We start from the raw sequence: 25,433 nt of genomic DNA, 5'->3' as shown, positions 1-25,433 counted from the left end.
CGGGTCCGCGGCCGGTCAGTCCTCGACGAGCAGCGACGACACCAGCACGACCCCGGCGCCGTACTCCTCGTCGGCCCAGGCCTGCAACGTGCCGTCGTCGTACAGGACGTCGGCGGTGACGGTGGTGCCGTCGCTGGCCGCGCCCTGCGCCCCGGGCAGGGCGCGCAGGTCGGCCGCGACGGACTCCAGCTCCGCGTCGGAGTACGACGCCGCCGGGCTCGGCGTCGGGCTCGGCTCGGGCGCCATCGCGTCGTAGAGCGGACCCGGGATGGTGTCGGTGACCTCGAAGGCCGTGCCGTCCCAGCGGCCCGTGACCGCGTAGGTCCCCCACCGGACCGGGTCCTGCTCGTCGAACATCTCCTGGCCGTGCTCGGCCCAGTCCCAGTTCGTGATCGCGAGACCGGAGCACTGGGGCGGGAACGACTCCGCCACCGGTCCCAGGCACAGCTCGGCGCCCTCGCCGGTGTCGAGCACCGTGGCGAGCCGGACCGTGCGCACCGGGCCGGCCGGGACCGGAGCGGCGCTCGGCATCGCCGCGGACTGCGGACCGGGGTCGACGGCGGTCGGCTCGTCGTCGCCGGACCCGCAGGCGGTCAGGGTGAGCAGCAGGGCGGCCAGGGCCACGGACGTCTTCATGGCCCCTGGGACGCGCGCGGGCGGGACCGGGTTCCCGGCGTCAGGGCAGCCGGTCGACCAGGTCGGCGATCGGGGTGAGCGCGCCGGTGTAGAAGGGGATCTCCTCGCGCACGTGGCGGCGGGCCTCCGAGCCGCGCAGGTGCCGCATCAGGTCGACGATGCGGTACAGCTCGTCGGCCTCGAAGGCCAGGATCCACTCGTAGTCCCCGAGCGAGAAGCTGGCCACTGTGTTGGCGCGCACGTCGGCGTAGTCGCGGGCCATCCGGCCGTGGTCGGCGAGCATCTGGCGGCGCTCGGAGTCCTCCAGGAGGTACCACTCGTAGGAGCGCACGAACGGGTAGACGCTCACGTGCCGCTTCGGCTCCTCGTCGCTGAGGAACGCCGGCACGTGGCTCTTGTTGAACTCGGCGGGCCGGTGCAGCGCCATCTGCGACCAGACCGGCTCCAGGCGACGCCCGAAGCGGGTCCGGCGGAAGCGGTGGTACGCCGCCTGCAGCTCCTCGGACGTGGCCGCGTGGATCCACACCATCACGTCGGCGTCTGCGCGCAGGCCGCTGACGTCGTACGTGCCGCGGACGACGACGTCGGCCTCGGCCAGGTCGGCGTACAGCTTCTCGACCTCGGCGGCCTCCCCCGCCCGGTCGGAGTCGTCGCCGAGCACGTCGGCGAGCCGGAACACCGACCACATCGTGTAGCGGATGGAGGCGTTGATCTCCTTGACCCGGGCAGCGTTCGACGTCATGCCGCCATTCTGCCTCGGGCGCCCGGGCCGACCGGAACGGGCACGGATCATCGGGTCCGACCCCTGCCCGAGCCCCTAGGTTCGACGCATGATCACCGAGCTGAACCGGCTGGTCGCCCTCGTCGAGGAGCGTCTCACCGACGACCTCGAGGTCGCGTCGCTGGCCCGGGAGCTGGGCACGACCGAGCACCACCTGCGCCGGATGTTCTCCGCGCTGGCCGGCATGCCGCTCTCGGAGTACGTCCGGCGTCGGCGGATGACCGTCGCCGCCAGGGACGTGATCGCGGCCGAGGACGACCTGCTGAGCGTCGCCGTGCGCTTCGGCTACGGGTCGACCGAGGCCTTCGGCCGTGCGTTCCGCTCGGTCCACGGCGCCGGCCCCGCCGACGTACGACGCGACGGCGGCCCACTCCGGTCGCAGTCCACCCTCACGTTCCACCTCACCGTCGAAGGGAGCACCCCCATGGACGCCCGCATCGTCGAGAAGTCCGCCTTCCGCCTGGTCGGCCACGCCCGCCGCGTGCCGCTGATCCACGCCGGCCCCAACCCGCACATCCAGGAAATGGTGGCGTCGCTGACCCCGGCCCAGCACCAGCGCCTGGCCGGACTGTCCGACACCGAGCCGGCCGGCATCCTCTCGGTCAGCACGGACATCGACCCCGACCGGACGGAGGGGTCGATGCTCACCTACCTGCACGGCGCCGCCACGGGCGGCCCCGCCCCCGAGGATCTCGACGTGATCGAGGTGCCGGCCGGGACCTGGGTCGTGCTCCGCGCCGCGGGGCCCTACCCGGCCGCGCTGCAGCAGACCTGGGCGGACGCCGCGACCCAGTGGTTCCCCTCCAACCCGTGGGTCTGGGCGTCCGGGCCGGAGATCGTCGCCGTGCTGGAGCGCGCCGACGACTTCTCCACCGCCACCACGGAGCTGTGGCTGCCGATCGAGCCTCAGCCGTCCCGCCCGTAGCCCGCCTCGCGCGCCTTGACGATCGCCTCGGCACGACCGGCCGCGTGCAGCTTGGTGTAGATCGACGACACGGCGTTGCGGACGGTCTTGTTGGAGACGTACAGCTCGCCGGCGATCGCGTCGTTGGAGCGGCCGGCCGCGAGCATCTCCAGCACCGTCCGCTCGCGCTCGGTGAGGTCGGGGAACGGCTCCTCCTTCTCCGGCTCCGGCCGGACTCCGGCGAAGTACGCCGCCACCCGGCCGGCCAGCGCCGCCCCGAACACCAGCCCGCCGGCGGCCGCCGCGCGGACGGCGTTGCGGACCTCCTCGGCCCCGGAGCCCTTCAGCAGGTAGCCCGAGGCGCCGGCGCGGATCGCGGCGAGGACCGTGTCGTCGTCCTCGTTCATCGTCAGCATCACGACCCGCACGCCGGGCTGGCGGCTGGTGATGAACCGGGTCGCCTCGATGCCGTCGAGGCCGGGCATCTGGATGTCCATCACGACGACGTCGGGGATCGTCTCGGCCACCACGTGCAGCGCGTCGCGACCGTCGGCGGCCGCCCCGACCACCTCGATGCCGTCGAGCGCGCCGAGCAGCGCGCTCAACCCGTCGCGGACGATCTGGTGGTCGTCGACGACCACGACCCGGATGTCACTCATGGGCACTCCTCAGGGGCAGCCAGGCGCGCACGAGGGTGCCGCCGTCGGACGGGCAGGTGATCTCGGCGCGGCCGCCGAGCTCGGCGGCGCGCTCGCGCAGCGAGACCAGGCCGACGCCGGCCTCGACCTCCGGGGGGATGCCGACGCCGTCGTCGGCCACCTCGACCAGCAGGTGTCCCCCGTCGACCTCGAGCCGGACCGAGCAGGAGCCCGCGCGGGCGTGGCGGGCGACGTTGGTGACCGCCTCACCCGCGATCCGGTACGCCGCCACCTCGACCGCCGCCGAGAGCGTGCCGAGCTCGCCCGCCTCGACGATCGCCCCGGGGACGAGGCGCTCGGTCTGCTGGCGCAGCGCGCCGACCAGTCCCCGGTCGTCGAGGGCGGGCGGTCGCAGGTCGTGCACGAGGCGGCGTACGTCGGCGACGACGTCCTGGACGTGCCGGGTGGTCGCGGCGAGCTGCTGCTTCGCGGTCTCGGGGTCCTGGTCGACGAGCAGCCGGGCGGACTCCAGTTGGAAGACCACGCCGCCGAGCGCGGGACCGAGCCCGTCGTGCAGATCGCGGCGGATGCGGCGCCGCTCCTCCTCGCGGGCGACGACGAGCCGCTCGCGGTTCTCCTGCAGCTCGTCGGCGAGCCGGCTGGTCCGGGCGGCGGTGGCGGCCTGCCGGACCAGGTCGCCCAGCAGCTGCTCGTCGCGGCGCGAGAGCCGGCTGCGCAGGCCGCGCGCGGGCAGCACGAGCCGCCCCACGTCGGTGCCGCGGTAGGTGATCGCGAGGACGCGGGTCTGGGCCGGCGCGGTGCCGTGGGTGGCGGTGATCCGCTCGCCGGAGCCGCGCTCGACCTCGATGCCGACGTAGGAGACACCGAAGGCCGCCGAGACCGCCCTCGCCACGGCCGACAGCTGGGCGGCACCGTCGTCGAGGGACTCCAGCGTCGTGGCCAGGCCCGCGACCAGGTCGTACGGGTTCTCCCGGTCCCCCAGCGCGAGCCGGCGCACCCAGGACGAGAGCCGCTGGCGCAGCGGGCCGTAGAGCACCACCGAGACCAGCAGGACGACGACCACGACCTGGCGCTGGTCCAGTGCGTCGCCGAGGACCGTGGTGAGCACGGCGAGCACCGCGAAGTCGAAGGCGACGAGCAGCACCGCGAGCCCGCCGTACACGAGGGTGCCGCCGAGCAGGCGCTCGATGGAGACCAGGGTGGGGTCGACGAGGGCGATCGTGACCGCGACCGGGACGAGCGCGACGATCAGGAAGAGGGCGGCGCCGACCAGGCCCGGCAGGTCGACGACCAGGGAGCCCACCACCAGCAGCGCGGTGGTGAGCACGCCCCACAGCAGCCACCGCATCCGGTCCCGGTCCAGGCCGCGGGAGCGGCGGTGGCGCAGGATCACCGTGCCGACCGGGACCACCACGCCGGCGGCCAGCGAGACCACCGAGAGGGTGGGCACCAGGACCGGCCAGAGGCCGTCGAGGCCAGGCAGGGTGGTGGGGTCCGGGTCGACGCCGGGCGGTACGCCGCCGGGCGTGGCCGCGTCGTCGTGCGGTGCGACCGTGAACGCGACGGCGCTGAGTGCCATCAGGGCGACGGTCACCCGGCCGGCGACGCCCCAGGCGCCGCGCAGGAAGCGGCCGTCGGGGAACAGCAGCGGGAGGATCACGATCGTGAGCGGCAGCAGGGCCGTGAACCGGAAGAGGTACCAGGTCGCGAAAGTCATCCCCGGCAACGGCTCGTCGTGCAGGAGGCCGAGCCGGACGTAGGACTGGGCCAGCCCGTCGGTCGCCCAGAAGGCCCCCACGGCGCCCAGGGTCCAGCCGAGGCCGCGGTGCTCGCCGGTGCGCAGGGCCAGGAGCGCGCATCCGGTGATCAGCAGCCCGGCGAGGGTGCCGACGACGCCGTTGTCGTCCGCGGCCGAGTCGGCCAGGGCGTCGTGTCCGGCTCGCCCCGCGATCTCCAGCTCCAGCAGCACGCTCAGCGCGCAGCAGGCCAGCACGGTCACCGCGAGCAGCGCCGCGCCGAGCCGGGTGCGGATCGGGGTCACCGGCACATTGTGGAGCCGGTCCGGCCCGCTGGGGGCCGAACCGGCTCTCGGGGTGTCGCTCACGCGGACCGGTGCGCCTTGTCGCCGATCGCGAAGCCGATCGCGGTGACGAGGAGCCAGAGCGCCCCGGTCAGACCGGCCATGTACTGCACGGGCAGCACGCCGACGAGCAGCGTCAGGCCACCGAGGACCAGCCCGACCCGCCCGAGCCACCGGGGCACCCCGCCGCTGCGCGCGACGGCGTACGTCGCGAGGCCGGCGAGGCCCGCGAGGATCCAGCAGGCCGGCACGGTGCCGATCCAGTGGTTGTAGACGACGGCCGCCTCGGGCACGAGCAGGCCCTCCTCGGCGACGCCGAAGGCGAACTCGGTGTTCAGCGACGTGCCGAGCACCAGCACGACGGCGGTGCCGAGCAGGCCGAACGCGGCGATGCCGGGCGCCAGGCTGTCGCCGGCGGTCGTGGCCCGCAGCCGGCGGAACAGGCCGACCGCGAAGACGACCAGGAGCAGGGCCGAGATGCTGGTGAGCACCTGGAAGACGACCATCTGCGGGGTGAAGTCGCCCAGCCGGTCGAGGACCGCGTCGGCGTCATCGGAGATCGCCGGGTCGTAGACGGCGTTCACCATGCCGGCGGCGACGCCGCCGCCGAGGGCGGCGACCGCCGAGCCGATGCCGGCGAGCGCCCAGCGCCGCGAGGGGGTACGCCGCGGGGCGGTCGCCGAGTCGGACGGGAGATCGGAACGGACGGGGTTGTGGGTGGAGATGTGAGTGGTCATGGCAGGACCGTGCCGGGCCGGGTGTCCCGGCGCCCAGGGACAACGGGGCAGACCCGGTCCTCGGACCCGGACCGAGTCAGCCGGTCGCGACCTCGGCCCGCAGCGGCGCCTCGACCCGTGCCTCGGCCGGCCGCGCGGTCCCCTGCGGGGTGCGCGTGCGGATCAGCGGGATGAGCAGCGCCACCACGGTGGCGACCGTCAGGGAGATGGCCAGCAGCAGGAACCCGGTGGTGTAGCCGGACTCGACGGGCAGCCCGTCGGGGCGGGCGCCGGAGGTGACCACGCTGGTCAGCACCGCGGTGCCGATCGCGCCGCCGACGGTGCGGATGTTGGCGTTCATGCCGCTGGCGACCCCGGTCTGCGACGGCGGCACCGCCTCGACGACGAGGTTCGCCATCGCGGCGAAGGCCAGGCCGAGCCCGAAGCCGAAGAGGGTGGTCGAGGCGACGACGTACCAGATCTCGCCGTGCGCGAGCGCGAGCCCGAAGATGCTGGCCGCGGTCATCGCCGAACCGACCACGAGCAGCGCCTGGGAGCCGAAGCGCGCGGCGAGGCGGCCGGAGACGACGCCCATCAGGAACGAGGCGACGGTCTGCGGCAGCAGCAGGAGCCCGGACTCGGTGACGGTGATGCCGAAGCCGTAGCCGGCCTCGGACGGGGTCTGCAGGAAGGCGGGCAGGAACGCGAACAGGCTGTACATGCCGGCGCCGAACAGCAGGGCGACCAGGTTGACCGTCCAGACCCGCGGGAGCCGCATCATCCGCATGTCGACGAGCGGGGACTCGCTGCGCGCCTCGGCGCGCACCCAGACGGGCAGCAGGACCGCGGCGGCGAGGAACAGGCCGATCACCTCGGGCGAGCTCCAGCCCCAGCTGTGGCCCTGGCTGGTGGCGAGCAGCAGCGCGACCAGCCACGCGGAGAGCAGCAGCGCCGACCCGACGCTGATCTTCCCGGGGGTCCGCACCGGCGACTCGGGCACCAGGACGGCGGCGGCGACGGTGGCGATCACGGTCGCGATCATCGGCAGCCAGAAGAGCCAGTGGTAGCTCAGCGCGTCGACGAGCGGACCGGCGATGACCAGGCCGATGCCACCGCCGAAGGCCAGCAGCGCGGACGCCGTGCCGATCGCGCCGGCGATCTTCTCGCGGGGGAACTCGTCGCGGATGATGCCGAAGGTCAGCGGCAGCACGCCGCCGCCGACGCCCTGCACGACCCGCGCCAGGATCAGCACGCCGATCGACGGCGCCAGCGCCGCGATCAGCGAGCCGACCGCGAGCGAGCCCAGCGCGACGACGAGCATCCGCTCCTTGCCGACCTTGTCGCCGACGCGGCCGATGATCGGGGTGAACACCGAGGCCGAGAGCAGGTACGCCGTCAGCACCCAGGTCGCGGTCGCCTGGTCGGTGTCGAGCTCGTGGGCGATGGTCGGCAGGACGGGGTTCACCATCGACTGCAGGAGGGAGAAGGTGGCGACACCGAGGCAGAGGACCATGAAGGTCACCCGGTAGTCGGTACGGCGGTCCAGCGGGTTCATCGAGCTCCTGAGACGTGGCGACACAGCGACAAGTTGTAACTGTCAACCATGCCCGGGCATTCCCGCTCAGACGGTGACCTGGGACACCGCCAGTCGCGCCGAGCCGATCACGGCCGGGATCCCGACGCCGTCGTACGCCGCGCCGCAGACCGCCAGCCCGGGGACCTCGGCGACCGCGGCGCGGACCCGGGCGACCCGGTCGAGGTGGCCGAGGGCGTACTGCGGCAGCCCGCCGCCCCAGCGCCGTACGTGCACGTCCACCGGGACGGCCGCGAGGCCGGTGGCCTCGGCGAGGTCGGCCAGCGACCAGGCCACCAGCTCCTCGTCGGTGGCCTGCAGCGCGACCTCCTCGCCGTGCCGGCCCAGCGAGGTCCGGCACAGGAGCAGGTCGTCGCCGTCGAGGGCACCGCGTCCGGCGGCCCGGACCCAGTCCCACTTCGCGAACGAGAACGTCGATGCCTTGATCCGCCTGCCTTCGACCGGCGGGACCAGGAAGCCGGACGCAGCGAGCCCGTCGAGCACGGCGGCGTCGCCCGCGCGGAACGCGAACGTCACGACCACCATCGAGGCCGACTCGATCCCCGCGAGCTCGCGCGCCGCCGCGGGAGCGACCTCGCCCAGCAGCCGGGCGCTCGGCGCGGCGGGGGTCGCGAGCACCACGGTCTCCGCCTCGACGACCTCGGGGGCGGTGGTGGGACCGACGACCAGGCGGAAGCCGGTCGGGGTCCGCTCGAGCGCGCGCACGGTAGCCCCGGTCCGGACGTCCAGCTCCTCCGCCAGCGCCTCCGGGAGGCGGCCCATCCCCCCGGGCAGGCCCGCGAAGACCGGCCCGTCGTACGACGGGGGCAGGGCGGCCGCGCGCTCGAGGAGCGATCCGCGCCGCGCCAGGGCGAGCAGCTGCGGCACGGCCGCGCGGGCGGAGATCCGGCGGGCCTGGCCGGCGTACACCCCGCCGAGCAGGGGCTCCACGAGCCGGTCGGTGACCTCGGCCCCGAACCGGCGGTCCACCAGGTCGCCGACGGACACGTCGTCGTCGAACGCCTCCGGCGGCTCGGGCGGCAGCGCGGGCTCGGCCCGCACCCGGGCCAGGCCCTCGGGGCTGAGCACCTCCGACGCGGCCAGCTGGTCCAGGTCGAGCGGCACCCCCATCAGCGAGCGCGGCAGCGGCCGGAGCGCGCCGCGCGACCAGATCCGGGAGGAGACGATCGCCGGGTGCTCGACCTCCAGGCCGAGCGAGCGGGCCAGGTCGACGCCCTCGGCCCGGCGGTGGAGCATCGCCTCGGCACCGACGTCGACGGTGACGCCCGCGACCTGCTCGCGGCGCAGCTTGCCGCCGACCCGGTCGGTCGCCTCCAGCACGACCACCTCGTGACCGGCTGCGACCAGGTCTCGGGCGGCGCTCAGGCCGGCGACACCGGCCCCCACGACGACGGCTCGGCGAGGCTGGGGATCCACCTCGCCAGGCTAGCGGCGCGCGCCCGAAATCGTTGGCGGCTGGACGCCGCCATGGCGCGCACCTCGCAGCGTTGGCAGCACTCGGAAGACGCCCGGTATGCCGTCGTGCCGCCGCCTCGCGAGGCACACACCCTGACGACGCCAACCATCCAACTATTCCGCACGCACGCCGCCAGCGGCGATCGCTAGGCGGTCTCCGAGAGCCGCCCGAACGCGCTGCGGTGGAAGACCAGCGGCAGGGACGTGTCGGCGTGCTCGACGGCGTGCAGCTCCAGCAGCACGATCGTGTGGTCGCCGGCCTCGACCTCGCGGTAGATCGTGCAGTCGAAGCGGGCCAGCCCCTCGTCGAGGGTCACGGCGCCGTCCTCGCTGACGCTCACCGGCACCTCGTCGAAGCGCTGCTCGACCGGTCCGGCCAGCTGCCGGCAGATCGGGCCGTGGTGGTCGGCGAGGATCGTCACGCCGAGGTGGCCGGCGCGACGGAGGTCGGGCCAGGTCTTCGAGCTGTTGGCGATCGAGAACGACACCAGCGGCGGGTCCAGGCTCACCGAGGTGAAGGAGCTGGCGGCCAGGCCGGTCAGGGTCCCGTCGACCTCGGCGGCGACGGCGACGACGCCGCTCGGGAAGATCCCGAAGGCCTCCCGCAGCCGGGTGGGGTCGAGGTCCTGGTTGGTCGTGAAGGGCGAGACGGTCATGGAGGGGTTCCTGTCAGGAGGCGGCGGTCCGGGCGGGCGCGCCGAACGGGACGGAGGCGCGGCCGGTCACCGGGGCGGGGTGCACCCAGCGGCCGCGCCGGGTCAGCTCGGGCAGCACGCCCTCGCCGAACCAGTACGACTCCTCCAGGTGCGGGTACCCGGAGAGCACGAACTCCTCGATCCCGACGGCGGCGTACTGCTCGATCAGGTCGGCGATCTCGGTGTAGCTGCCGACCATGGCCGTGCCGGCGCCGCCGCGGACCAGGCCGACGCCGGCCCACAGGTTCGGGTGGATCTCCAGGCCGTCCTTGCTGCCCCGGTTGAGCTCCAGCATCCGGCGCTGTCCCTCGGACTCCGAGCGCTTCAGACCCTCCTGGACGCGGGCGATGTCCTCGGCGGAGATGTTCGCGAGCAGCCGGTCCGCCTCGGCCCACGCGGCCTCGGAGGTGTCGCGGGCGATCGTGTGCAGGCGGATGCCGTACGTCAGGGTCCGGCCCTCGGCGGCGGCGCGCTCGCGGACCCGCCCGATCTTCTCCTCGACGGCGGCCGGCGGCTCGCCCCAGGTGAGGTAGACGTCGGCATGGCGGGCCGCCACGTCGAGGGCGGCCGGCGAGGAGCCGCCGAAGTAGATCAGGGGCTGCGGGGAGGGGATCTGGCTCAGGGTGGCGTCCTCGACGCGGTAGTGCTCGCCCTCGAAGTCCACCGTCTCCCCCGCCCACAGCCGGCGGACGATCTCGAGGAACTCGTCGGCCCGGGCGTAGCGTCCGTCCTTGTCCAGGAAGTCGCCGAACATCCGCTGCTCGTGGCTCTCGCCGCCGGTGACGACGTTCAGCAGCAGGCGGCCGCCGGAGAGGTTCTGGAAGGTGCCGGCCATCTGTGCGGCCAGGAACGGCGCCGTCAGCCCGGGCCGGAACGCGACGAGGAACTTCAGCCGCTCCGAGAGGCTGCTCAGCATCGCCGTGGAGATCCACGCGTCCTCGCACCAGGCGCCGGTCGGCGTCAGCGCCGCGTCGAAGCCCAGCTGCTCGGCGCTGCGCGCGATCTGACCGAGGTACGGCACCGAGGCCGGCCGGCCCGAGGCGCCGGCCTCGACACCGTGACCGCCCCCGACCACGTTGCGGCCGTCGCCGCCGTTGGTCGGCAGGAACCAGTGGAACTTCAGCGTGCTCATGGTGTCGCCTTTCGTCTCAGATCTGGCCGTGGTTGGGCGGGAGCGTCCCGGCCACGGCGTAGCGGCCGAGGTGCTGGACCTTCCAGGCGGCCGGGTCGTGCAGGGTGTGCGTGCGCGCGTTGCGCCAGTGCCGGTCGAGGTTGAGCGAGGCCAGCGCCGAGCGGGTGCCGGCGACCTCGAAGAGCCGACTGGTCACCTCGACCGCGGCGGCGCTCGTCGAGGCCCGGGCCGCGGCGACCGCCAGGCTGGCCGCACCGACGCTCTCGACCGACAACCCGGCGTCGGCGGCCTCGACCGCTCGTCCGGCCTCCGCGAGCAGTGCCTCGGCCGCGCGCACGGCGAGCTCCATCTCGCCGAACGCCTGGACGACGAGCGGGTCCTCGGCGGCCCGCTCGACACCGGCGTCGGGGTACGGCCGGCTCCTGGTGGTCACGAACCGGGCGGCCTCGCCCAGCGCGGCCCGGGCGATGCCGGCGTCGATCGCGGCGTGCACCAGCTGGGCGAAGGCGCCGTACGTCTGCGGGGCGTCGAAGGTCAGGTGCCACGGGGTGATCCGGGACGCCGGCACGCGGACGCCGGCCAGCCGGACCGTGCCGCTGGCCGTGGTGCGCTGGCCCATGCCGTCCCAGTCGTCGACGACGCCGACCCCGTCGGCGCGCCGCTCCACCCAGGCGACGTGCATCGGACCGTCCTCGCCGAGGTGGGCGAGCACCGGGATCCAGTCGGCGAACAGCGCACCGGTGCTGTAGCCCTTCTCCCCGTCCAGGATCCACAGGCCGTCGCCGGCGGGCCGCAGCGTGGTGCGGAAGTCGCGGACGTGCTTCGTCCCGACCTCGGACTGGGCGTTGCCGAACCGCCGGCCGGCCAGGACCTCGCCGAAGAAGAACTCCTGCTGCTCGCGGGTGCCCTGCTCGCGCAGCGCGTTGACGTAGACGAAGTGGCTGTGCGGGATCTGCGCGACGTTGGGGTCGCCGGTGGCCAGCAGCCGGATCACCTCGGCGACCGTGGCTGCGCCCAGCCCGGGGCCGCCGTACGCCGCCGGGACGGTGATGCCGAGCAGGCCGGAGCGGGACAGGGCGTCGAGCTCCTCGGCCGGGAGGACCCGCTGCGCGTCGCGCTCGGCGGCACCCAGCGCGAGCTCCTCGGCGACGCGAGCCGCGGTCGCCACCGCCGACGCGGCGTCGAGGACCGGCACCCGCGCAGGGGCGAGCGTCGCCGGACCGGTCGATGCGTTCATCGGGGCAACTCCTCTGCTTGACCACTTATGTTTATCAGATTGCTGCACTATTCGCTCGGATGCAAGGCGGAACGATCCATCAGGCGGCAGATCACATCGACCGGGTGATCGGTTCTGCCGATCACCGCGAGCGGGAGCGCTACAGTCGACCTCTAATCCAATTGTCTCGATCGACTTACAAGGTTCATGATCCACAGGAGGCACCCGTGCGCATCGAGCAGCTCGAGTACATCGCCGCCGTGACCCAGCACGGGTCGCTCCGCAAGGCCAGCGAGCGACTGCACGTCTCGCAGCCCGCGCTCAGCGAGGCCGTCTCCAAGCTGGAGCGCGAGCTCGGCGTCACCCTCCTGGACCGGCGCCGATCCGGCGCCCGGATCAGCCGCCGTGGCCGCGAGCTGCTGCAGAACATGGTGGAGGTGCTGGAAGCCGTCGACCGGCTCCGGACGGCGGCCGGCGACCAGGCCGCGGGACACCACGTCGTCCGGGTCGGGACGGTCAGCACCGCGACCTCGACGGTCCTGGTCCCGGCGGTCCGCGACTTCCGGGCCGCCCATCCCGGCAGCACGGTCGAGGTGCTGAACATCCAACAGGGCGAGATCGACCAGGGGCTGCAGGAGGGCGCCCTCGACCTCGGCCTGGTCAACGTGCTCGCCGGCGACGACGCCCCGCCCGACCTGGTCGACCGCGCGCTCGTCCACGGGCGGCCCGTCGCGGTGCTGCCCGCGGGCCATCCGCTGGCGTCGTACGACGAGATCACGACCGACCAGCTGCGCGCCGAACCGTTCGTGGCGATGCGCGCCGGCTATCTGATGCACCGCTTCGCCCACCGGCTCTTCGGCTCGGCCATGCCGGAGATCTCCTACACGACCGACGGCGCCGAGCTCGGGAAGATCATGGTCGCCGAGGGCCTCGGGCTCACCGTGCTCCCCCACTACAGCGTGGTCGGCGACCCGCTGGAGCGGGCCGGCCTGATCACCCACCGTCCGCTGCGGCACGACGCGACGTCCGTGACGCTGGTGCTCCGGCAGCGTCGCCAGCAGCACGTCCCACTCACCGTGCGCGCCCTGACCAGCGCCCTCGTCGACCACGCCCGCTCCCACGACGGAACCACCCCGGCGCCGGCCCCGTCCCACCGGACATGAGACGCACCCTCGCCGCCGTCACCGCCGCCGCCCTGCTCGTCCTCGGCGCGTGCTCCTCGGGCGGCGACGGGGCGTCGGACGGGGACAGCGGGGGCGGCGGGGGCGGCGAGTCGGCCGAGAGCCGCGCCGCGATCGCCGAGGACGCCGACGCGCCGGCCCTCCTCGACAACGCGGTCGGGGCCGCCGCCGACGAGGCCGCCCACGCGACCGACGCCGCCGTCGAGCGCGCCGTCATCTCGACCGGCAACGTCGCGCTCCGCAGTCCGGACGCGGCCCAGGCGCTCTTCGACGTCGAGAAGGTCGCGGACCGCTTCGCCGGCGAGGTGGAGCAGAAGAACACCGAGATCGACAAGAGCGGCGAGGTCGTCCGCTCGCGCCTGGTGCTCCGGATCCCGAGCGACCGGTTCGCGGAGGCGATGACGGCCCTCGAGGGCGCCGGCGACCTGATCTCCTCCGGCTCGGACAGCAAGGACGTCACGACCCAGGTCCTCGACGTCGACATCCGGGTGCGGGTCCAGCGCCGCAGCATCGAGCGGATCGCGCTGCTCCTGGACCGCGCCGAGAGCATCCGCGACATCGTCGCCATCGAGGCCCAGCTCTCGCAGCGCCAGGCCGACCTCGCCTCGCTGGAGAAGCAGCAGGACGTGCTGGCCGACCAGACCTCGATGTCGACCATCTCGGTCTCCGTCGAGCGCACCTCGAAGCAGGACGCGACCGAGCGGGAGAAGGACGAGGCCGGGTTCCTCAGCGGCCTGGACGCCGGGTGGGACGCGCTGAAGAAGTTCGGCGTCGGCCTCGCCACCTTCCTCGGCGCGGTGCTGCCGTGGGCGGTGGTCCTGCTCGTCCTCGCGATCCCGGGCTGGCCGCTCCTGCGCCGCCTGCGGCGGCGTCCGGGAGCTCCTCAGACCTCGTAGGACTGCACGAACTCCGTCAGCCGGGCCAGCTGGTCGGGGTCGGTGGACGGGATCACGCCGTGCCCGAGGTTGAAGATGTGGCCCTTCGCGGCACGGCCGGCCTCGATCACCTCGGCGGCCCGGGCGGTCATCACCTCGGTGGGGGCGAAGACCAGGGTCGGGTCCAGGTTGCCCTGCACTCCGCGGTCGCCGACGAGCGGGATGGCCGAGGCGAGCGGCGTACGCCAGTCGACGCCGACGACGTCGGCCCCGGCCTCGCCCATCAGGCCGAGCAGGTTGGTGGTGCCGACGCCGAAGTGGATGCGCGGCACGCCGAGCGCGCCCGCCCGCTCCAGCACCCGAGCCGAGTGCGGCATCACGTGCTCGCGGTAGTCGGCCGGCGTCAGCGCGCCCGCCCAGGAGTCGAAGAGCTGGACGGCGGAGGCACCCGCCGCGACCTGGACCTCCAGGTACGCCGCCGCCATGTCGGCGATCTTGCGCATCAGGGCGTCCCAGACGTCCGGCGCGCCGAACATCATCGCCTTGGTCTTGGCGTGCTCCTTCGACGGCCCGCCCTCGACGAGGTACGACGCCACCGTGAACGGCGCGCCCGCGAAGCCGATCAGCGGCGTGCCGCCCAGCTCGCCCACGAGCCCGCGGACCGCCTCGGTGATGAACGGGACCTGGTCCGGGGTGAGGTCGGGGATCCGCTCGACGTCGGCCAGGGTGCGTACCGGCTCGGCGACGACCGGGCCGATGCCGGGCTTGATGTCGAGGTCGACCCCGACGGCCTTCAGCGGGAGCACGATGTCGGAGAAGAAGATCGCCGCGTCGACGCCGTACCTGCGGACCGGCTGCATCGTGATCTCGACGACCAGCTCGGGGTCCATGCAGGACTCGAGCATGCCGACGCCCTCGCGGACGCGGAGGTACTCGGGCAGGGAGCGGCCGGCCTGGCGCATGAACCAGACCGGCGTGTGCGGCACCGGCTCGCCCCGCGCCGCCTTCAGGAAGGCGCTCTCGGAGAGGTCAGGGCGGTGGTTCTCGGTGCTCACGACCGCAAGGGTGACACCTGCCCCGGCGTGTTCGCACATCGGTTCGAGCGGTGCGGACCTACTGTGGAGCCATGGTCGTGCGTCAGGAGACGCACCCGGACACGGGTGCGGAGGGCAGCCCCGCGGAGTTCCGGTCCGCCGTCGCCAGTATGCAGGCGGCCCGGTTGCGGCCGGAGGTGCTCTGCGAGGAGATGCCCGCGCCCCAGCGGATCGCCCCGTACGCCGCCGCGGTGTCCGCCGACGTCACCGTCGACGACACCGATCTCGGCACCGGCCGGCTGATCCTGCTCCACGACCCGGCCGGCAACGACGCCTGGGGCGGCACGTTCCGCTGCGTCGCCTACGCCCGCGCCGACATCGAGGGCGACCTGATCACCGACCCGATGCTCGCCGACGTGGGCTGGACGTGGCTGACGGATGCGCTCGGCGGCCACGGAGCGTCGTACGCCGCCATCTCCGGCACGGTGACCCGGGTCGCGACCGAGAGCTTCGGCGGGATGGCCGACGAGGACGGCACCGCCCAGATCGAGATCCGCGCCTCGTGGACGCCGGTCGCCGCCGACGACGGCCCGCTCGACGTCGGCCCCCACGTCGAGGCGTGGGGCGAGCTGCTCTGCACGGCCGTCGGCCTGCCGCCCGTGCCCGACGGGGTCGCCGTGATGCCGAGCCGGCGCGGGCACCGAGGCACGTCCCGCTGATGCCCGAGCCCGCCGAACCCACGCTGGACGACGCCCCGGAGACCGAGGCCGAACCCGAACCGCAGGCCGAGCCCGCGCCGCTGCTGACCCTGCGCGACGGCCTGCCCCCGATCATCGACACCCCGCCGGCCCTCGAGGAGTTCTGTCGCCTGCTCGCCGCGGGCACCGGACCGGTCGCCATCGACGCCGAGCGGGCCTCCGGCTACCGCTACTCCAACCGTGCCTACCTCGTCCAGTTGCGCCGCGAGGGCAGCGGTACGGCGCTCATCGACCCGATCGGCTTCGAGTCGATGGCCCCGCTGGCCGAGGCCCTCGCCGGCACCGAGTGGATCCTGCACGCCGCGACCCAGGACCTGCCGTGCCTGGCCGAGCTCGGGCTGCGGCCCGACGCGCTCTTCGACACCGAGCTCGCGGGCCGGCTGCTCGGCCACCCGCGGGTCGGGCTGGCGACCCTGGTCGAGACGGTGCTCGGCTTCCGGATGAAGAAGGAGCACTCGGCGGTCGACTGGTCGACCCGGCCGCTGCCCGAGCCGTGGCTGGAGTACGCCGCCCTCGACGTCGAGGTGCTGGCCGAGCTCCGCGAGGCGCTGGGCCGCGAGCTCGACGAGGCCGGGAAGGCCGAGTGGGCGCGCCAGGAGTTCGACCACCTGCGGCACTTCGAGCCGACCCCGCGCGTCGACGCGTGGCGGCGTACCTCCGGCATGCACCGGGTCCGCGGCCGGCGCGGCCTGGGCGCGGTGCGCGAGCTGTGGCTGACCCGCGACGAGCTCGCCGAGCAGCGCGACGTCACTCCGGGTCGGATCATCCCCGACGCCGCCATCGTCGCCGCCGCCCAGGCGATGCCGTCCGACCGCGCGGCCCTGCTGGGCACCAAGGGCTTCCACGGTCGCGGCGCGGAGCGCTACTCCGCCCGCTGGGTCGCGGCGCTCACCAAGGTCGCCGAGCTCGACGAGCACGACCTGCCGGCCCGCTCCCCGCGCGGCGACGGTCCCCCGCTCCCCCGCGCCTGGGCCGAGAAGGACCCGGTCGCCGCCCGGCGCCTGGCCCTGGCCCGCGAGGCGATGGCGGCCCTGGCCGAGCAGCACCACCTGCCGGTCGAGAACCTGCTCACCCCGGACTACCTGCGCCGTACGCTCTGGGCGCCGCCGCGCACCCGCGAGCCCGAGCAGCTCGCCCGCGACGTCGACGCCGCGCTCACCGCCCTCGGGGCACGCCGGTGGCAGGTCGAGCTGACCGGTCCGGTGCTCGTCGACGCCATCCTGCGCGGCGACCAGGAGCCCCCGGCGGAGTAGCCCCGGCTACTCCGGTCCGTCGGTGCCTTCGGTGCCGTCCGGGTCCTCGGACTCCTCGTCCGGGTCCACCGGGTCGAGCACGGTCCGCGACGCCTCGTCGATGCGCGTCGTGAGGTCCTCGAGGTCGTCGAGGACCGGCACCGTGAACATCTCGTCGAGCAGCGGCGCGACGGCGCGGTCCAGCGCCGGCCACACGTCGATGCGCGGCGGGATCCGCAGCGAGCGGATGGCGGCGGTGAACACCGCGGCGTGCTCGGGCTGGCGGTCCGGCTGCAGGAAGTCGTCGGTGAGCGCGACCTCCTGGTTGACCGGGACGATGTAGCCGGAGCGCGCCACCTGGCTGACCGCGTCGGTCGAGAGCGCGTAGATCAGGAAGTCGGCCGCCTCGGGGACGCTCCCCCCGCCGGCGGTGATGCAGGCCCCGGTGAAGTCCCCGACCGTCGCGGTGGAGTCGAGAGTCGGCATCGGCATGACGTCGAACCGCAGACCCTCGACCGCGCGCAGCTCGGGCACCAGCGCCCGGGAGCCGGTGATCATGCCGAGCTTCCCGCGCTTGAACCACTCCAGCGCCGTACGCCGCTGGAGCTGCTGCTCGGACAGGGTGACCGTGGGGTCGCGCAGCAGCGCGAGCGTGCGGGTCAGGGCCTCGCGCGAGCTCTCGTCGGAGAACGCCAGCGACGTGGGCTCGTCCTCGTCGTCGAAGAGCTGGCCGCCCCCGGAGTAGATGAACGGCGCCAGCGCCCGGGTCGTCGGGTCGACGTGCACGCCCTTGCTGCCGCGGCGCTTGCGGGTGGCGAACCGGGCGGCCTCCTCGAACTGGTCGAAGGACCACCGGTTGTTGGTGTCCGCGGGCACCTGGAGGCCGCGCGCGCTCATCCGCTCGAAGTTGACGAGCCGGGAGTTGTAGAAGACGACGGTCGGCGAGACGGCGTACGGCATGCACTGCAGCCGACGCTCCGCGGAGAAAGCCTCCAGCGCGGCCCGGGAGTACTGGTCGCCGAAGTCGATGCCGCGCTCGTCGAGCAGCTCGTCGACAGGCAGGTTGAGCTCGCCCTCGCGCAGCCAGACCAGGTCGTCACGGTCGGCCAGGAACACGTCGGGCGCGGCCTTGCCGCCGGCCCGGACGGCCGCCTCGAGGGCGGCGTTGTCGGGGTAGGCGACCAGCTCGACCTGGCTCAGCTCGGAGTTCTCGTTGAACCCCGCGACCATCGACTCGTACGCCGCGATCTCGGGCTCGGTGCCCCAGACGCCGAAGGTGAACCGGGTCTTCTCCGGCGTGGCGGCCGTGGTGGGCGTCGGGTCCGGGTCGGGGCCGGACTCGCTCTGGCAGGCAGCCAGGCTCAGTGAGACGGCCAGGGCCAAGGTGGCCGCCAGGACCCGTCGTACACGCCTCGCCGCCACCGTACCCACTCCTGTCACTGCCGTCCCCCACGCCGGGCACACCCTACCGACACGCCACGAATGTGGACCGGTTCAGGCGAGGAACGGTCGAGCGGCGTTGATCACGCCGTCGAAGATGCCGCGCTCCAGCGCCGCTCCCTCGCGGCGTACCGATCCGGGGTCGAGCACCAGGAGGCGGTCCAGCCGCACCTCGCTGGGCCGCCGCTGGCGGTCCCAGCCGCCGGTGCCGACGTCCATCCAGTGCCGACCGTGCCGCGCCTCGTCGGCGGCGTCGCGGTCGTGGTCCTTGCTGGTCAGCATCAGCCCGAGCAGCGAGTCGCCGCGGCGACCGATGATCAGGACCGGGCGGTCCTTGCCCTGGCGGGGGTCGTCCTCGTAGGCCACCCACCCCCACACGACCTCGCCCGGGTCGGGCCGGCCGTCCGGTCGCGGGGCGTAGGCGATCTCGTCGGTCGTGGCTCGAGCAGGTCGACGCAGGCGGGAGAGCAGACGGCGCATGCCCGAAGAGTAGAGAACACGCCGGACCGGGAGCGCCTCACGGCGCGTGGCCGCTCGTAGCGGCTTATTTTGGGACCCGGGGCTGCCACGGCCCGACGTGCTCAGTTGCCAACCATAGGTCACGTCCGGTTGTTCCGGGAGGCGGCGCGAGCAGCCTGTGAAGAGGCTCTCAGAACCGGCTCAGGCGAGGCGGTGCTCGAGCTCCAGGTGGCCCGCCGCCTCGAGCTGCTCGGAGACCAGCAGCATCCGGCGTACGTCGGCGTCGTCACTCCCGGGGCGGCCGGCCCGGCCGGCGGCGACGACACGCGCGAAGGCCGCGGCCCGGAACAGCACGTCGGCGAAGTCGCCGGCGGCGATGCCCGTCAGCACCTGGTCGACCATCGCCTTCAGCTCGTCGGGACCGGGCGGCTCGGCCACCCCGGCGACCACCCGGGCGACCTGGGCGCGTGCCCGCCCATCCTCGAACTCGTGCGCGGCGCTCACCGGGTCGGCGTACACCCACGCCCGGAGGACGAAGAGCCGCCACAGGCACCCGGCGAGGGAGTCGGCGGGCGACCCGGCCCACAGCTCGGCGATCGTCTCGATGCCCTCGGAGTCGGCCAGCCGGAGCAGCCGCTCGGCGACCGCGCTGTCGCCGCTGTCGCGGGCACCACGCACGAGCAGCGTGGCCGCCCGGTCGGCGGCCTCGCTGACCAGCGCGGGGTCGGTGCCGCCGAGCAGGTCGTCGAAGAACCGGTCGCCCGGCCTCATCGGGCGGTGGTGCTGCCTCGTCATCCGGCGAGCGTACGTCGGATCCGCTGGTCGCTGACCGGGGTGGGCGTGCCGAGCTGCTGCGCCCACAGCGAGACCCGGTATTCCTCCAGCATCCAGCGCACCTGGCGCAGCCGCTCCCCCGGCGGCCGGCCGTCGGGCAGCGCGGCGAGCTGGTGGAGGTAGGCGTCCTGCAGCTCGCCGATCCGGTCCATCAGCATCCGGTCGCGCCCGGCCGCCTGGCCGCCCTCGTCGAGCCTGGCCCGGCGCTGCTGCAGCGCCGCGAGGTACGTCGGGTAGCGGCGCAGCTGCACCGGCCCCGCCTCGCCGACGAACCCGCGGTGCACCAGCCGGCCGAGCTGCGCCTTCATGTCCGTCAGCGCGGTCAGCACCGTCATGTCGGCCCGGCCGCTGAGCGCCTTCTCGGCCTGCCGCCAGGCGTCCAGCACCCGGATCACGTCGGCCAGCAGCCCGCGCAGTGCGGCCTCCTGGTCGCGGGCGGCCTCGGCGCGGAGGGCGTCGTACGCCTGCAGGTCCCGGACGGGCGGGCGGGCGTCGACGACGGCACCGACGACGGCCGCGCGGCAGTCCTCGAGGAGCTCGGCCACGCTGGGGTACGGCGATCCCGCGAGGCCCAGCTTCTCGGCGTTGGAGAGTCCGTCCAGGACGGCCTTCACCGGCGATGCCGTGCCGAGGAGCAGGAGGCGTCGTACGCCGAGACGGTGCCGGGCGTCGGCCTCCTCCGCGGAGCCGAAGACCTGCAGCCCGACGCTCGTGCCCTCGTCGACCAGAGCGGGGAACGCCTGCACCTCGTGGCCGGCGCGCTTCTGGGTGAACGACCGCTCGATCGTGCCGAACGTCCACGACGTCTCGCCGGTGCGGGCCAGCCCGCTGTCGGTCGCGACCTCGGCCATCGCCTCGGCGAACTGGCCGCGCAGGGGTGCCTTCAGCGCCTCCAGGTCCTTGCCGCGGGCCTGCTCCTGACCGCCCTCGTCGACCACGCGGTACGTCGGCCGCAGGTGCTCGGGCACCTTCGACCAGTCCCACGCCTCGCGCGGGACGACCACGCCGGCCGTGGAGCGGCACCAGCGCTCGAGCGCGTCGAGCAGCGGCTCCTCCCCCGCCGGGACGGTCGCGAGGAACTCCCGTGCCTTGTCGGGCGCGGGCACGAAGCTGACCCGGAGGTTCTTCGGGAGGCTGCGGATCAGGCTGGTGACCAGCTCGTGGCGCAGGCCGGGGACGTTCCACGAGAAGTCGTCGGCCTCGACCCGGTTGAGGGTCGCGACCGGCACGTCGATGGTGAGGCCGTCGTCCGCCGCACCGGGCTCGAAGTGGTAGCTGATCGAGAAGGTCAGGCTCTCGTCGGCCTGCCACTGCTCGGGGTAGTCGGCCTCGGTCACCTCCTCGACCGTGTCGTGGGTGAGCATCGCGGGGTCGAAGGTGAGCAGGTCGGGCTGCTCGCGCCGGGTCTGCTTCCACCACTGGTCGAAGTGGGCGCCACTGACCACGTCGCGGCCGACGCGCGCGTCGTAGAAGTCGAAGAGGGTGTGCTCGTCGACCACGAGGTCGCGGCGCCGCGCCTTGTGCTCGAGCTCGGCGGCCTCCTCCAGGAGGCGCTGGTTCTCGGCGAGGAACCGGTGCCGCGTGTGCCACTCGCCGTACACGAGAGCGTGGCGGATGAAGAGCTCGCGGGACAGCTCGCGGTCGACCTTGCCGTAGGAGATCAACCGGTCGGCGATGAGGGGTACGCCGTACAGCGTGGCCCGCTCATGGGCCATCACGGCCGCGCGCTTCTTGGACCAGTGCGGCTCGGAGTAGGTGCGCTTGACCAGGTCGCCGCCGAGCCGCTCGGCCCACTCGGGCTTGATGGCGGCGTTCTGGCGCGCCCAGAGCCGGCTGGTCTCGACGAGCTCGCCGGCCATCAGGAACTGGGGGTTCCTCCGGGCCAGGACACTGCCGGGGAAGATCGCGAAGCGGGCACCGCGGGCACCGAGGTACTCGCGCATCGGGCGGCGGCCACCGGGGCGCTCCTTGTCCTTCTCCTCCAGCAGCCCGATGTGGCTGAGCAGGCCGGAGAGCAGCGCCTGGTGGATGCCGTCGGCGTCCGGGTTGTCCGCGGGCTGGCCGACCTGGATCTTCATCTCCTTGCAGACCTGGCGCAGCTGGGACTCGAAGTCCTGCCACTCCCGGACCCGCAGGTAGTTGAGGAACTCGCGCTTGCACATCCGGCGGAACGCGCTGCCCGAGAGCTCCCGCTGCTGCTCCTTGAGGTGCCGCCACAGGTTGAGCCAGGTGAGGAAGTCGCTGGTCTCGTTCTTGAACCGGGCGTGCAGCTGGTCGGCCTGAGCGCGCGACTCCTCGGGCCGCTCGCGCGGGTCCTGCAGCGAGAGGGCGGCCGCAATGACGATCACCTCGCGCACGCAGCCGAGCCGCTCGGCCTCGAGGATCATCCGAGCCAGGCGCGGGTCGATCGGCAGCCGGGCCAGCCGCCGCCCGAGCTTGGTCAGGTTCGTGGTGGTCGAGCCTGTCGAGACCCGAAGCGCGCCGAGCTCCTCCAGCAGCTGCACGCCCGACTGCACGTTGCGCTTGTCGGGCGGCTCGACGAACGGGAAGCGGCTGAGGTCGCCGAGGCCGAGCGAGGCCATCTGCAGGATGACGCTGGCCAGGTTGGTGCGCAGGATCTCGGGGTCGGTGAACTCCGGGCGGCTCTCGAAGTCCTCCTCGGAGTAGAGCCGGATCGCGATGCCGGCCTCGACGCGGCCGCAGCGGCCCGAGCGCTGGTTGGCCGAGGCCTGGCTGATCGGCTCGATGGGGAGCCGCTGCACCTTGGTCCGCAGGGAGTAGCGCGAGATGCGCGCGACGCCCGTGTCGACGACGTACTTGATCCCCGGGACGGTCAGCGAGGTCTCGGCCACGTTGGTGGCGAGCACGACGCGCCGTACGGCGTTGCCGTGGGAGGAGAAGACCCGGTGCTGCTCGGCGGCGGAGAGCCGGGAGTAGAGCGGCAGGATCTCCAGGCTCCCGGGGCGGGAGGCGAGGTCGCCGAGGGCCTCGGCGGTGTCGCGGATCTCGCGCTCGCCGGGCAGGAAGACGAGGACGTCGCCCGGCCCCTCCGCGGAGAGCTCCTTGACCGCGTCGACGATGGCCTCGGTCTGGTCGCGGACGATCGCCTCGCCGTCCTCGTCGTCCTCCTGGAGATCCAGCAGCGGCCGGTAGCGGACCTCGACGGGGTAGGTGCGCCCGCTCACCTCGACGACGGGGGCGTCGAAGTGCCGGGCGAACCGGTCGACGTCGATGGTCGCGCTGGTGATGACCAGCTTCAGGTCGGGCCGGCGCGGGAGGAGGCGCTTGAGGTAGCCGAGCAGGAAGTCGATGTTGAGGCTGCGCTCGTGGGCCTCGTCGATGATGATCGTGTCGTACTTCTTCAGGTCGCGATCGCGCTGCAGCTCGGCGAGCAGGATGCCGTCGGTCATCAGCTTGACCCGGGTGGACCGCGACGTCCGGTCGGTGAACCGGACCTGGTAGCCGACGACGCCGTCCGCGCCGCCCAGCTCGGTGCCGAGCTCGCTGGCGATGCGCTCCGCGACCGAGCGCGCGGCGATCCGCCGCGGCTGGGTGTGCCCGATCAGGCCTCCCCCGGATCCCGTACCGCCCCCGCGGCCGAGCTCGAGGCAGATCTTGGGCAGCTGGGTCGTCTTCCCGGAGCCGGTCTCGCCCGCGACGATCACGACCTGGTGGTCCCGGATGGCCTCGGCGATGTCGTCCCTGCGCTGGCTGACGGGCAGCTCGGACGGATAGGTGATCTTCACAGCGCCCCCATCATCCCAGCCCGCGCCAGTGGGTTTCACATCGCTAGAACCTGTTCTAGATTCAGCGCGTGACGACAACGGACGAGTACGACGTGATCGTGGTGGGCTCCGGCGGCGGGGCGATGACCGGGGCACTGCTCGCCGCCCGGGCCGGACTGCGCACGGTGGTGGTCGAGAAGACCGAGCTGATCGGCGGCACCTCGGCGTACTCCGGAGGCGCCTGCTGGCTGCCCGGCAGCGAGGTCCAGCAGCGGGCGGGCATCGCCGACTCGACCGACGGCGCGCGGTCCTACCTCGGCGCCATCCTGGAGTCGCCCGACGGGACGAGGATCGAGGCGTTCCTCGCCCACGCGCCCGAGCTGGTGGCCGAGCTCGAGGCGGCGGGCCTGCCGTTCGAGTGGCTGCCCTTCGCGGAGTACTACGACGCGCCCGGCCGGGTCCCGATGGGCCGCTCGATCCAGCCGCTGAACGTCAAGCGCGCCGAGCTGCCGGCCGAGGTCGCAGCGTTGGTGCGGCCGCCCGTCGAGCGGGACCGCGCCGGCGAGGGTGGGCGCAGCACGCTGAGCGGCGGCCAGGCACTGATCGCCCGGCTCGCGACGCTGTACGTCGAGGCCGGCGGCGAGCTGCGCACGAACCTGCCCGTCACCGGGCTCGTCCTCTCCGATTCCGGCGACCGGGTGGTCGGTGTCGCCGCGATGACGCCCGAGGGGCCGGTGACGCTGGATGCGTCGCGCGGCGTACTCGTGGCCGCCGGCGGCTTCGAGGGGAACGCGTCGCTGCGCGCGGAGCACGGCGTACCCGGGCAGGTGGCGTGGACGATGGCGCCCCGCGAGACCAACACCGGCGAGCCGATCGAGGCGGCGGTGGCGATCGGCGCGGCGACCGACTTCAGCGGGGTCGGCTGGTTCTGCCCCGGGCTGGAGCAGCCGGACGGCGGCGGGTCCTTCACGCTGGGCTTCCGCAGCGGGCTGATGGTCGACGCGACCGGCCGTCGGTACGCCAACGAGTGCCTCCCCTACGACCGGTTCGGCCGGGAGATGGCCGCGTCGGCCGACCGGATCCCGTCGTGGTTCGTCTTCGACTCCCGCGAGGGCGGCCGGCTGCCGGCCATCGCGATGCCCGAGGGCGACCCGGCGGAGCACCTCGCCGCCGGCACCTGGGTGCGAGCCGAGAGCATCGAGGAGCTCGCCGCGGCCACCGGCCTGCCCGCCGACGCGCTGGCCGAGTCGGTGGAGCGGTTCAACGTGCTCTGCGAGAAGGGTGTCGACGAGGACTTCGGCCGCGGCGAGGACGAGTACGACACGTTCTTCACCGGCGGCCCCGGCACCGCCCTGACCCCGTGCGACCAGCCGCCGTACTACGCAGCACGGTTCGTCCTCTCCGACCTCGGCACCAAGGGCGGCCTGGTCACCGACGCCGCGGGACGGGTCCTCCGCGAGGACGCCTCCCCCATCCCCGGCCTCTACGCCTCGTCCAACTCCGCCGCCTCCGTCTTCGGCGGCGTCTACCCCGGCCCGGGCGCCCCCCTCGGTAGCGCCATGGTCTTCGCCTCGCTCGCCGTCCGGGACCTGCTCACCTAACCGTCGCTCCGGCCTCGGCCCACCGCTGGTTGAGGCGCGAAGGACGAAGTCCTGAGCCTGCCCGGTGGTTGAGGCGCGAAGGACGAAGTCCTGAGCCTCGAAACCCGGCGAGGTGAGAAGCAGCCTCTGGTCGACGCGGTCGTTCGGTTCACCGGGTTTCGAGGCTCGCTCCGCTCGCACCTCAACCAGCGTGGGCAGGGCGTGCCTGTAGCCCTGACGGGCGGGTGCCGGTCAGGGCTGCAGGGTCTCGAGCGGGATCGTGCCGTGGTGGTCGCGTCCGAAGGAGAGCCCGTTCGGACTTCGCCAGACGAACGAGGTGTCGTCGACCTTGTCGTAGCGCCATCGCGTATGGGTCTTCGCCCGGTGATGTCGCCGGCACAGGGGTGCGATGTTGCAGTCGCAGGTCGGTCCACCGCGCGCGGCGGG

21 protein-coding genes and 1 pseudogene are annotated in these 25,433 nt (G+C 73.6%); 6 read left to right on the top strand and 16 right to left on the bottom strand.

What is annotated here, in order from left to right; genetic code table 11:
* Nucleotides 1–15: 15 nt before the first annotated feature.
* A complete protein-coding gene (locus VMF51_RS11220; protein WP_325474514.1) occupies nucleotides 16–636 on the bottom strand; it encodes a hypothetical protein in 621 nt (206 codons plus the stop codon).
* Nucleotides 637–676: 40 nt separating this feature from the next.
* Nucleotides 677–1,378, bottom strand: a complete 702-nt coding sequence (hemQ, locus tag VMF51_RS11215; protein ID WP_325474513.1) for a hydrogen peroxide-dependent heme synthase — start codon at nucleotides 1,376–1,378, stop codon at nucleotides 677–679.
* Nucleotides 1,379–1,466: 88 nt separating this feature from the next.
* On the opposite strand from hemQ, the gene VMF51_RS11210 reads away from it, so the two are divergent.
* Nucleotides 1,467–2,342 (top strand): AraC family transcriptional regulator, encoded by an 876-nt coding sequence (locus VMF51_RS11210; protein ID WP_325474512.1) that lies wholly within the window; start codon nucleotides 1,467–1,469, stop codon nucleotides 2,340–2,342.
* On the opposite strand, the gene VMF51_RS11205 is transcribed toward VMF51_RS11210, so the two are convergent.
* The 8 genes from VMF51_RS11205 to VMF51_RS11170 form a co-directional block, all read right to left on the bottom strand.
* Nucleotides 2,324–2,980, bottom strand: a complete 657-nt coding sequence (locus VMF51_RS11205) for a response regulator transcription factor (RefSeq protein WP_325474511.1) — start codon at nucleotides 2,978–2,980, stop codon at nucleotides 2,324–2,326. The two genes, VMF51_RS11210 and VMF51_RS11205, sit on opposite strands and share 19 nt — an antisense overlap.
* Nucleotides 2,973–5,021 (bottom strand): sensor histidine kinase, encoded by a 2,049-nt coding sequence (locus VMF51_RS11200; protein WP_325474510.1) that lies wholly within the window; start codon nucleotides 5,019–5,021, stop codon nucleotides 2,973–2,975. The genes VMF51_RS11205 and VMF51_RS11200 overlap by 8 nt, the downstream gene beginning before the upstream one ends.
* 59 nt (nucleotides 5,022–5,080) lie before the next feature.
* Nucleotides 5,081–5,797: a DUF4386 family protein gene (locus tag VMF51_RS11195; protein ID WP_325474509.1), complete on the bottom strand. Its 717-nt coding sequence runs from the start codon at nucleotides 5,795–5,797 to the stop codon at nucleotides 5,081–5,083.
* Nucleotides 5,798–5,873: 76 nt separating this feature from the next.
* Nucleotides 5,874–7,331, bottom strand: coding sequence for an MFS transporter (locus VMF51_RS11190; protein ID WP_325474508.1), 1,458 nt, complete (start codon nucleotides 7,329–7,331; stop codon nucleotides 5,874–5,876).
* Nucleotides 7,332–7,397: 66 nt separating this feature from the next.
* The gene (gene hemG, locus VMF51_RS11185) at nucleotides 7,398–8,786 is read right to left on the bottom strand and encodes a protoporphyrinogen oxidase (protein WP_325474507.1); all 1,389 of its coding nucleotides are present in this window, start codon (nucleotides 8,784–8,786) and stop codon (nucleotides 7,398–7,400) included.
* Between the two features lie 185 nt (nucleotides 8,787–8,971).
* Nucleotides 8,972–9,481: a flavin reductase family protein gene (locus VMF51_RS11180; RefSeq protein ID WP_325474506.1), complete on the bottom strand. Its 510-nt coding sequence runs from the start codon at nucleotides 9,479–9,481 to the stop codon at nucleotides 8,972–8,974.
* Between the two features lie 13 nt (nucleotides 9,482–9,494).
* A complete protein-coding gene (locus VMF51_RS11175) occupies nucleotides 9,495–10,652 on the bottom strand; it encodes an LLM class flavin-dependent oxidoreductase (protein WP_325474505.1) in 1,158 nt (385 codons plus the stop codon).
* Nucleotides 10,653–10,668: 16 nt separating this feature from the next.
* On the bottom strand, nucleotides 10,669–11,889 hold the full coding sequence (locus VMF51_RS11170; RefSeq protein WP_325474504.1) for an SfnB family sulfur acquisition oxidoreductase: 1,221 nt from the start codon (nucleotides 11,887–11,889) through the stop codon (nucleotides 10,669–10,671).
* Between the two features lie 206 nt (nucleotides 11,890–12,095).
* Between VMF51_RS11170 and VMF51_RS11165 the strand changes: the two genes are divergently transcribed.
* Complete coding sequence (locus VMF51_RS11165; protein WP_325474503.1) at nucleotides 12,096–13,031, top strand: LysR family transcriptional regulator; 936 nt, start codon at nucleotides 12,096–12,098, stop codon at nucleotides 13,029–13,031.
* On the top strand, nucleotides 13,028–13,945 hold the full coding sequence (locus VMF51_RS11160) for a DUF4349 domain-containing protein (RefSeq protein ID WP_325474502.1): 918 nt from the start codon (nucleotides 13,028–13,030) through the stop codon (nucleotides 13,943–13,945). The genes VMF51_RS11165 and VMF51_RS11160 overlap by 4 nt, the downstream gene beginning before the upstream one ends.
* Here the strand turns inward: VMF51_RS11160 and hemE are convergent.
* Nucleotides 13,933–15,018 (bottom strand): uroporphyrinogen decarboxylase, encoded by a 1,086-nt coding sequence (gene hemE, locus VMF51_RS11155; protein ID WP_414689460.1) that lies wholly within the window; start codon nucleotides 15,016–15,018, stop codon nucleotides 13,933–13,935. The two genes, VMF51_RS11160 and hemE, sit on opposite strands and share 13 nt — an antisense overlap.
* A gap of 32 nt (nucleotides 15,019–15,050) precedes the next feature.
* Between hemE and VMF51_RS11150 the strand changes: the two genes are divergently transcribed.
* Nucleotides 15,051–15,677 (top strand): DUF3000 domain-containing protein, encoded by a 627-nt coding sequence (locus VMF51_RS11150; protein ID WP_325474500.1) that lies wholly within the window; start codon nucleotides 15,051–15,053, stop codon nucleotides 15,675–15,677.
* A complete protein-coding gene (locus VMF51_RS11145; protein ID WP_325474499.1) occupies nucleotides 15,677–16,969 on the top strand; it encodes a ribonuclease D in 1,293 nt (430 codons plus the stop codon). The genes VMF51_RS11150 and VMF51_RS11145 overlap by 1 nt, the downstream gene beginning before the upstream one ends.
* A gap of 6 nt (nucleotides 16,970–16,975) precedes the next feature.
* On the opposite strand, the gene VMF51_RS11140 is transcribed toward VMF51_RS11145, so the two are convergent.
* The 4 genes from VMF51_RS11140 to hrpA form a co-directional block, all read right to left on the bottom strand.
* Complete coding sequence (locus VMF51_RS11140) at nucleotides 16,976–18,370, bottom strand: ABC transporter substrate-binding protein (protein WP_325474498.1); 1,395 nt, start codon at nucleotides 18,368–18,370, stop codon at nucleotides 16,976–16,978.
* A gap of 72 nt (nucleotides 18,371–18,442) precedes the next feature.
* Nucleotides 18,443–18,868: a type II toxin-antitoxin system PemK/MazF family toxin gene (locus tag VMF51_RS11135; protein ID WP_325474497.1), complete on the bottom strand. Its 426-nt coding sequence runs from the start codon at nucleotides 18,866–18,868 to the stop codon at nucleotides 18,443–18,445.
* Nucleotides 18,869–19,048: 180 nt separating this feature from the next.
* Entirely contained in the window at nucleotides 19,049–19,642 is a 594-nt protein-coding gene (locus VMF51_RS11130; RefSeq protein WP_325474496.1) for a hypothetical protein, read from the bottom strand.
* A complete protein-coding gene (gene hrpA, locus VMF51_RS11125; RefSeq protein ID WP_325474495.1) occupies nucleotides 19,639–23,427 on the bottom strand; it encodes an ATP-dependent RNA helicase HrpA in 3,789 nt (1,262 codons plus the stop codon). Before hrpA ends, VMF51_RS11130 begins: the two co-directional genes overlap by 4 nt.
* Before the next feature lie 68 nt (nucleotides 23,428–23,495).
* Here hrpA and VMF51_RS11120 point away from each other — a divergent pair, with 68 nt between their 5' ends.
* Nucleotides 23,496–25,007, top strand: a complete 1,512-nt coding sequence (locus tag VMF51_RS11120; RefSeq protein ID WP_325474494.1) for an FAD-dependent oxidoreductase — start codon at nucleotides 23,496–23,498, stop codon at nucleotides 25,005–25,007.
* A gap of 231 nt (nucleotides 25,008–25,238) precedes the next feature.
* Here the strand turns inward: VMF51_RS11120 and VMF51_RS11115 are convergent.
* Nucleotides 25,239–25,433, bottom strand: a pseudogene (locus VMF51_RS11115) (hypothetical protein); the annotation flags it as partial.

Source organism: Nocardioides sp. (assembly GCF_035503875.1).
In the GTDB taxonomy this organism is placed as follows: domain Bacteria; phylum Actinomycetota; class Actinomycetes; order Propionibacteriales; family Nocardioidaceae; genus Nocardioides.
Note: the sequence above shows the minus strand (reverse complement) of the source record. Positions and strands in the feature narration are given on the sequence as shown.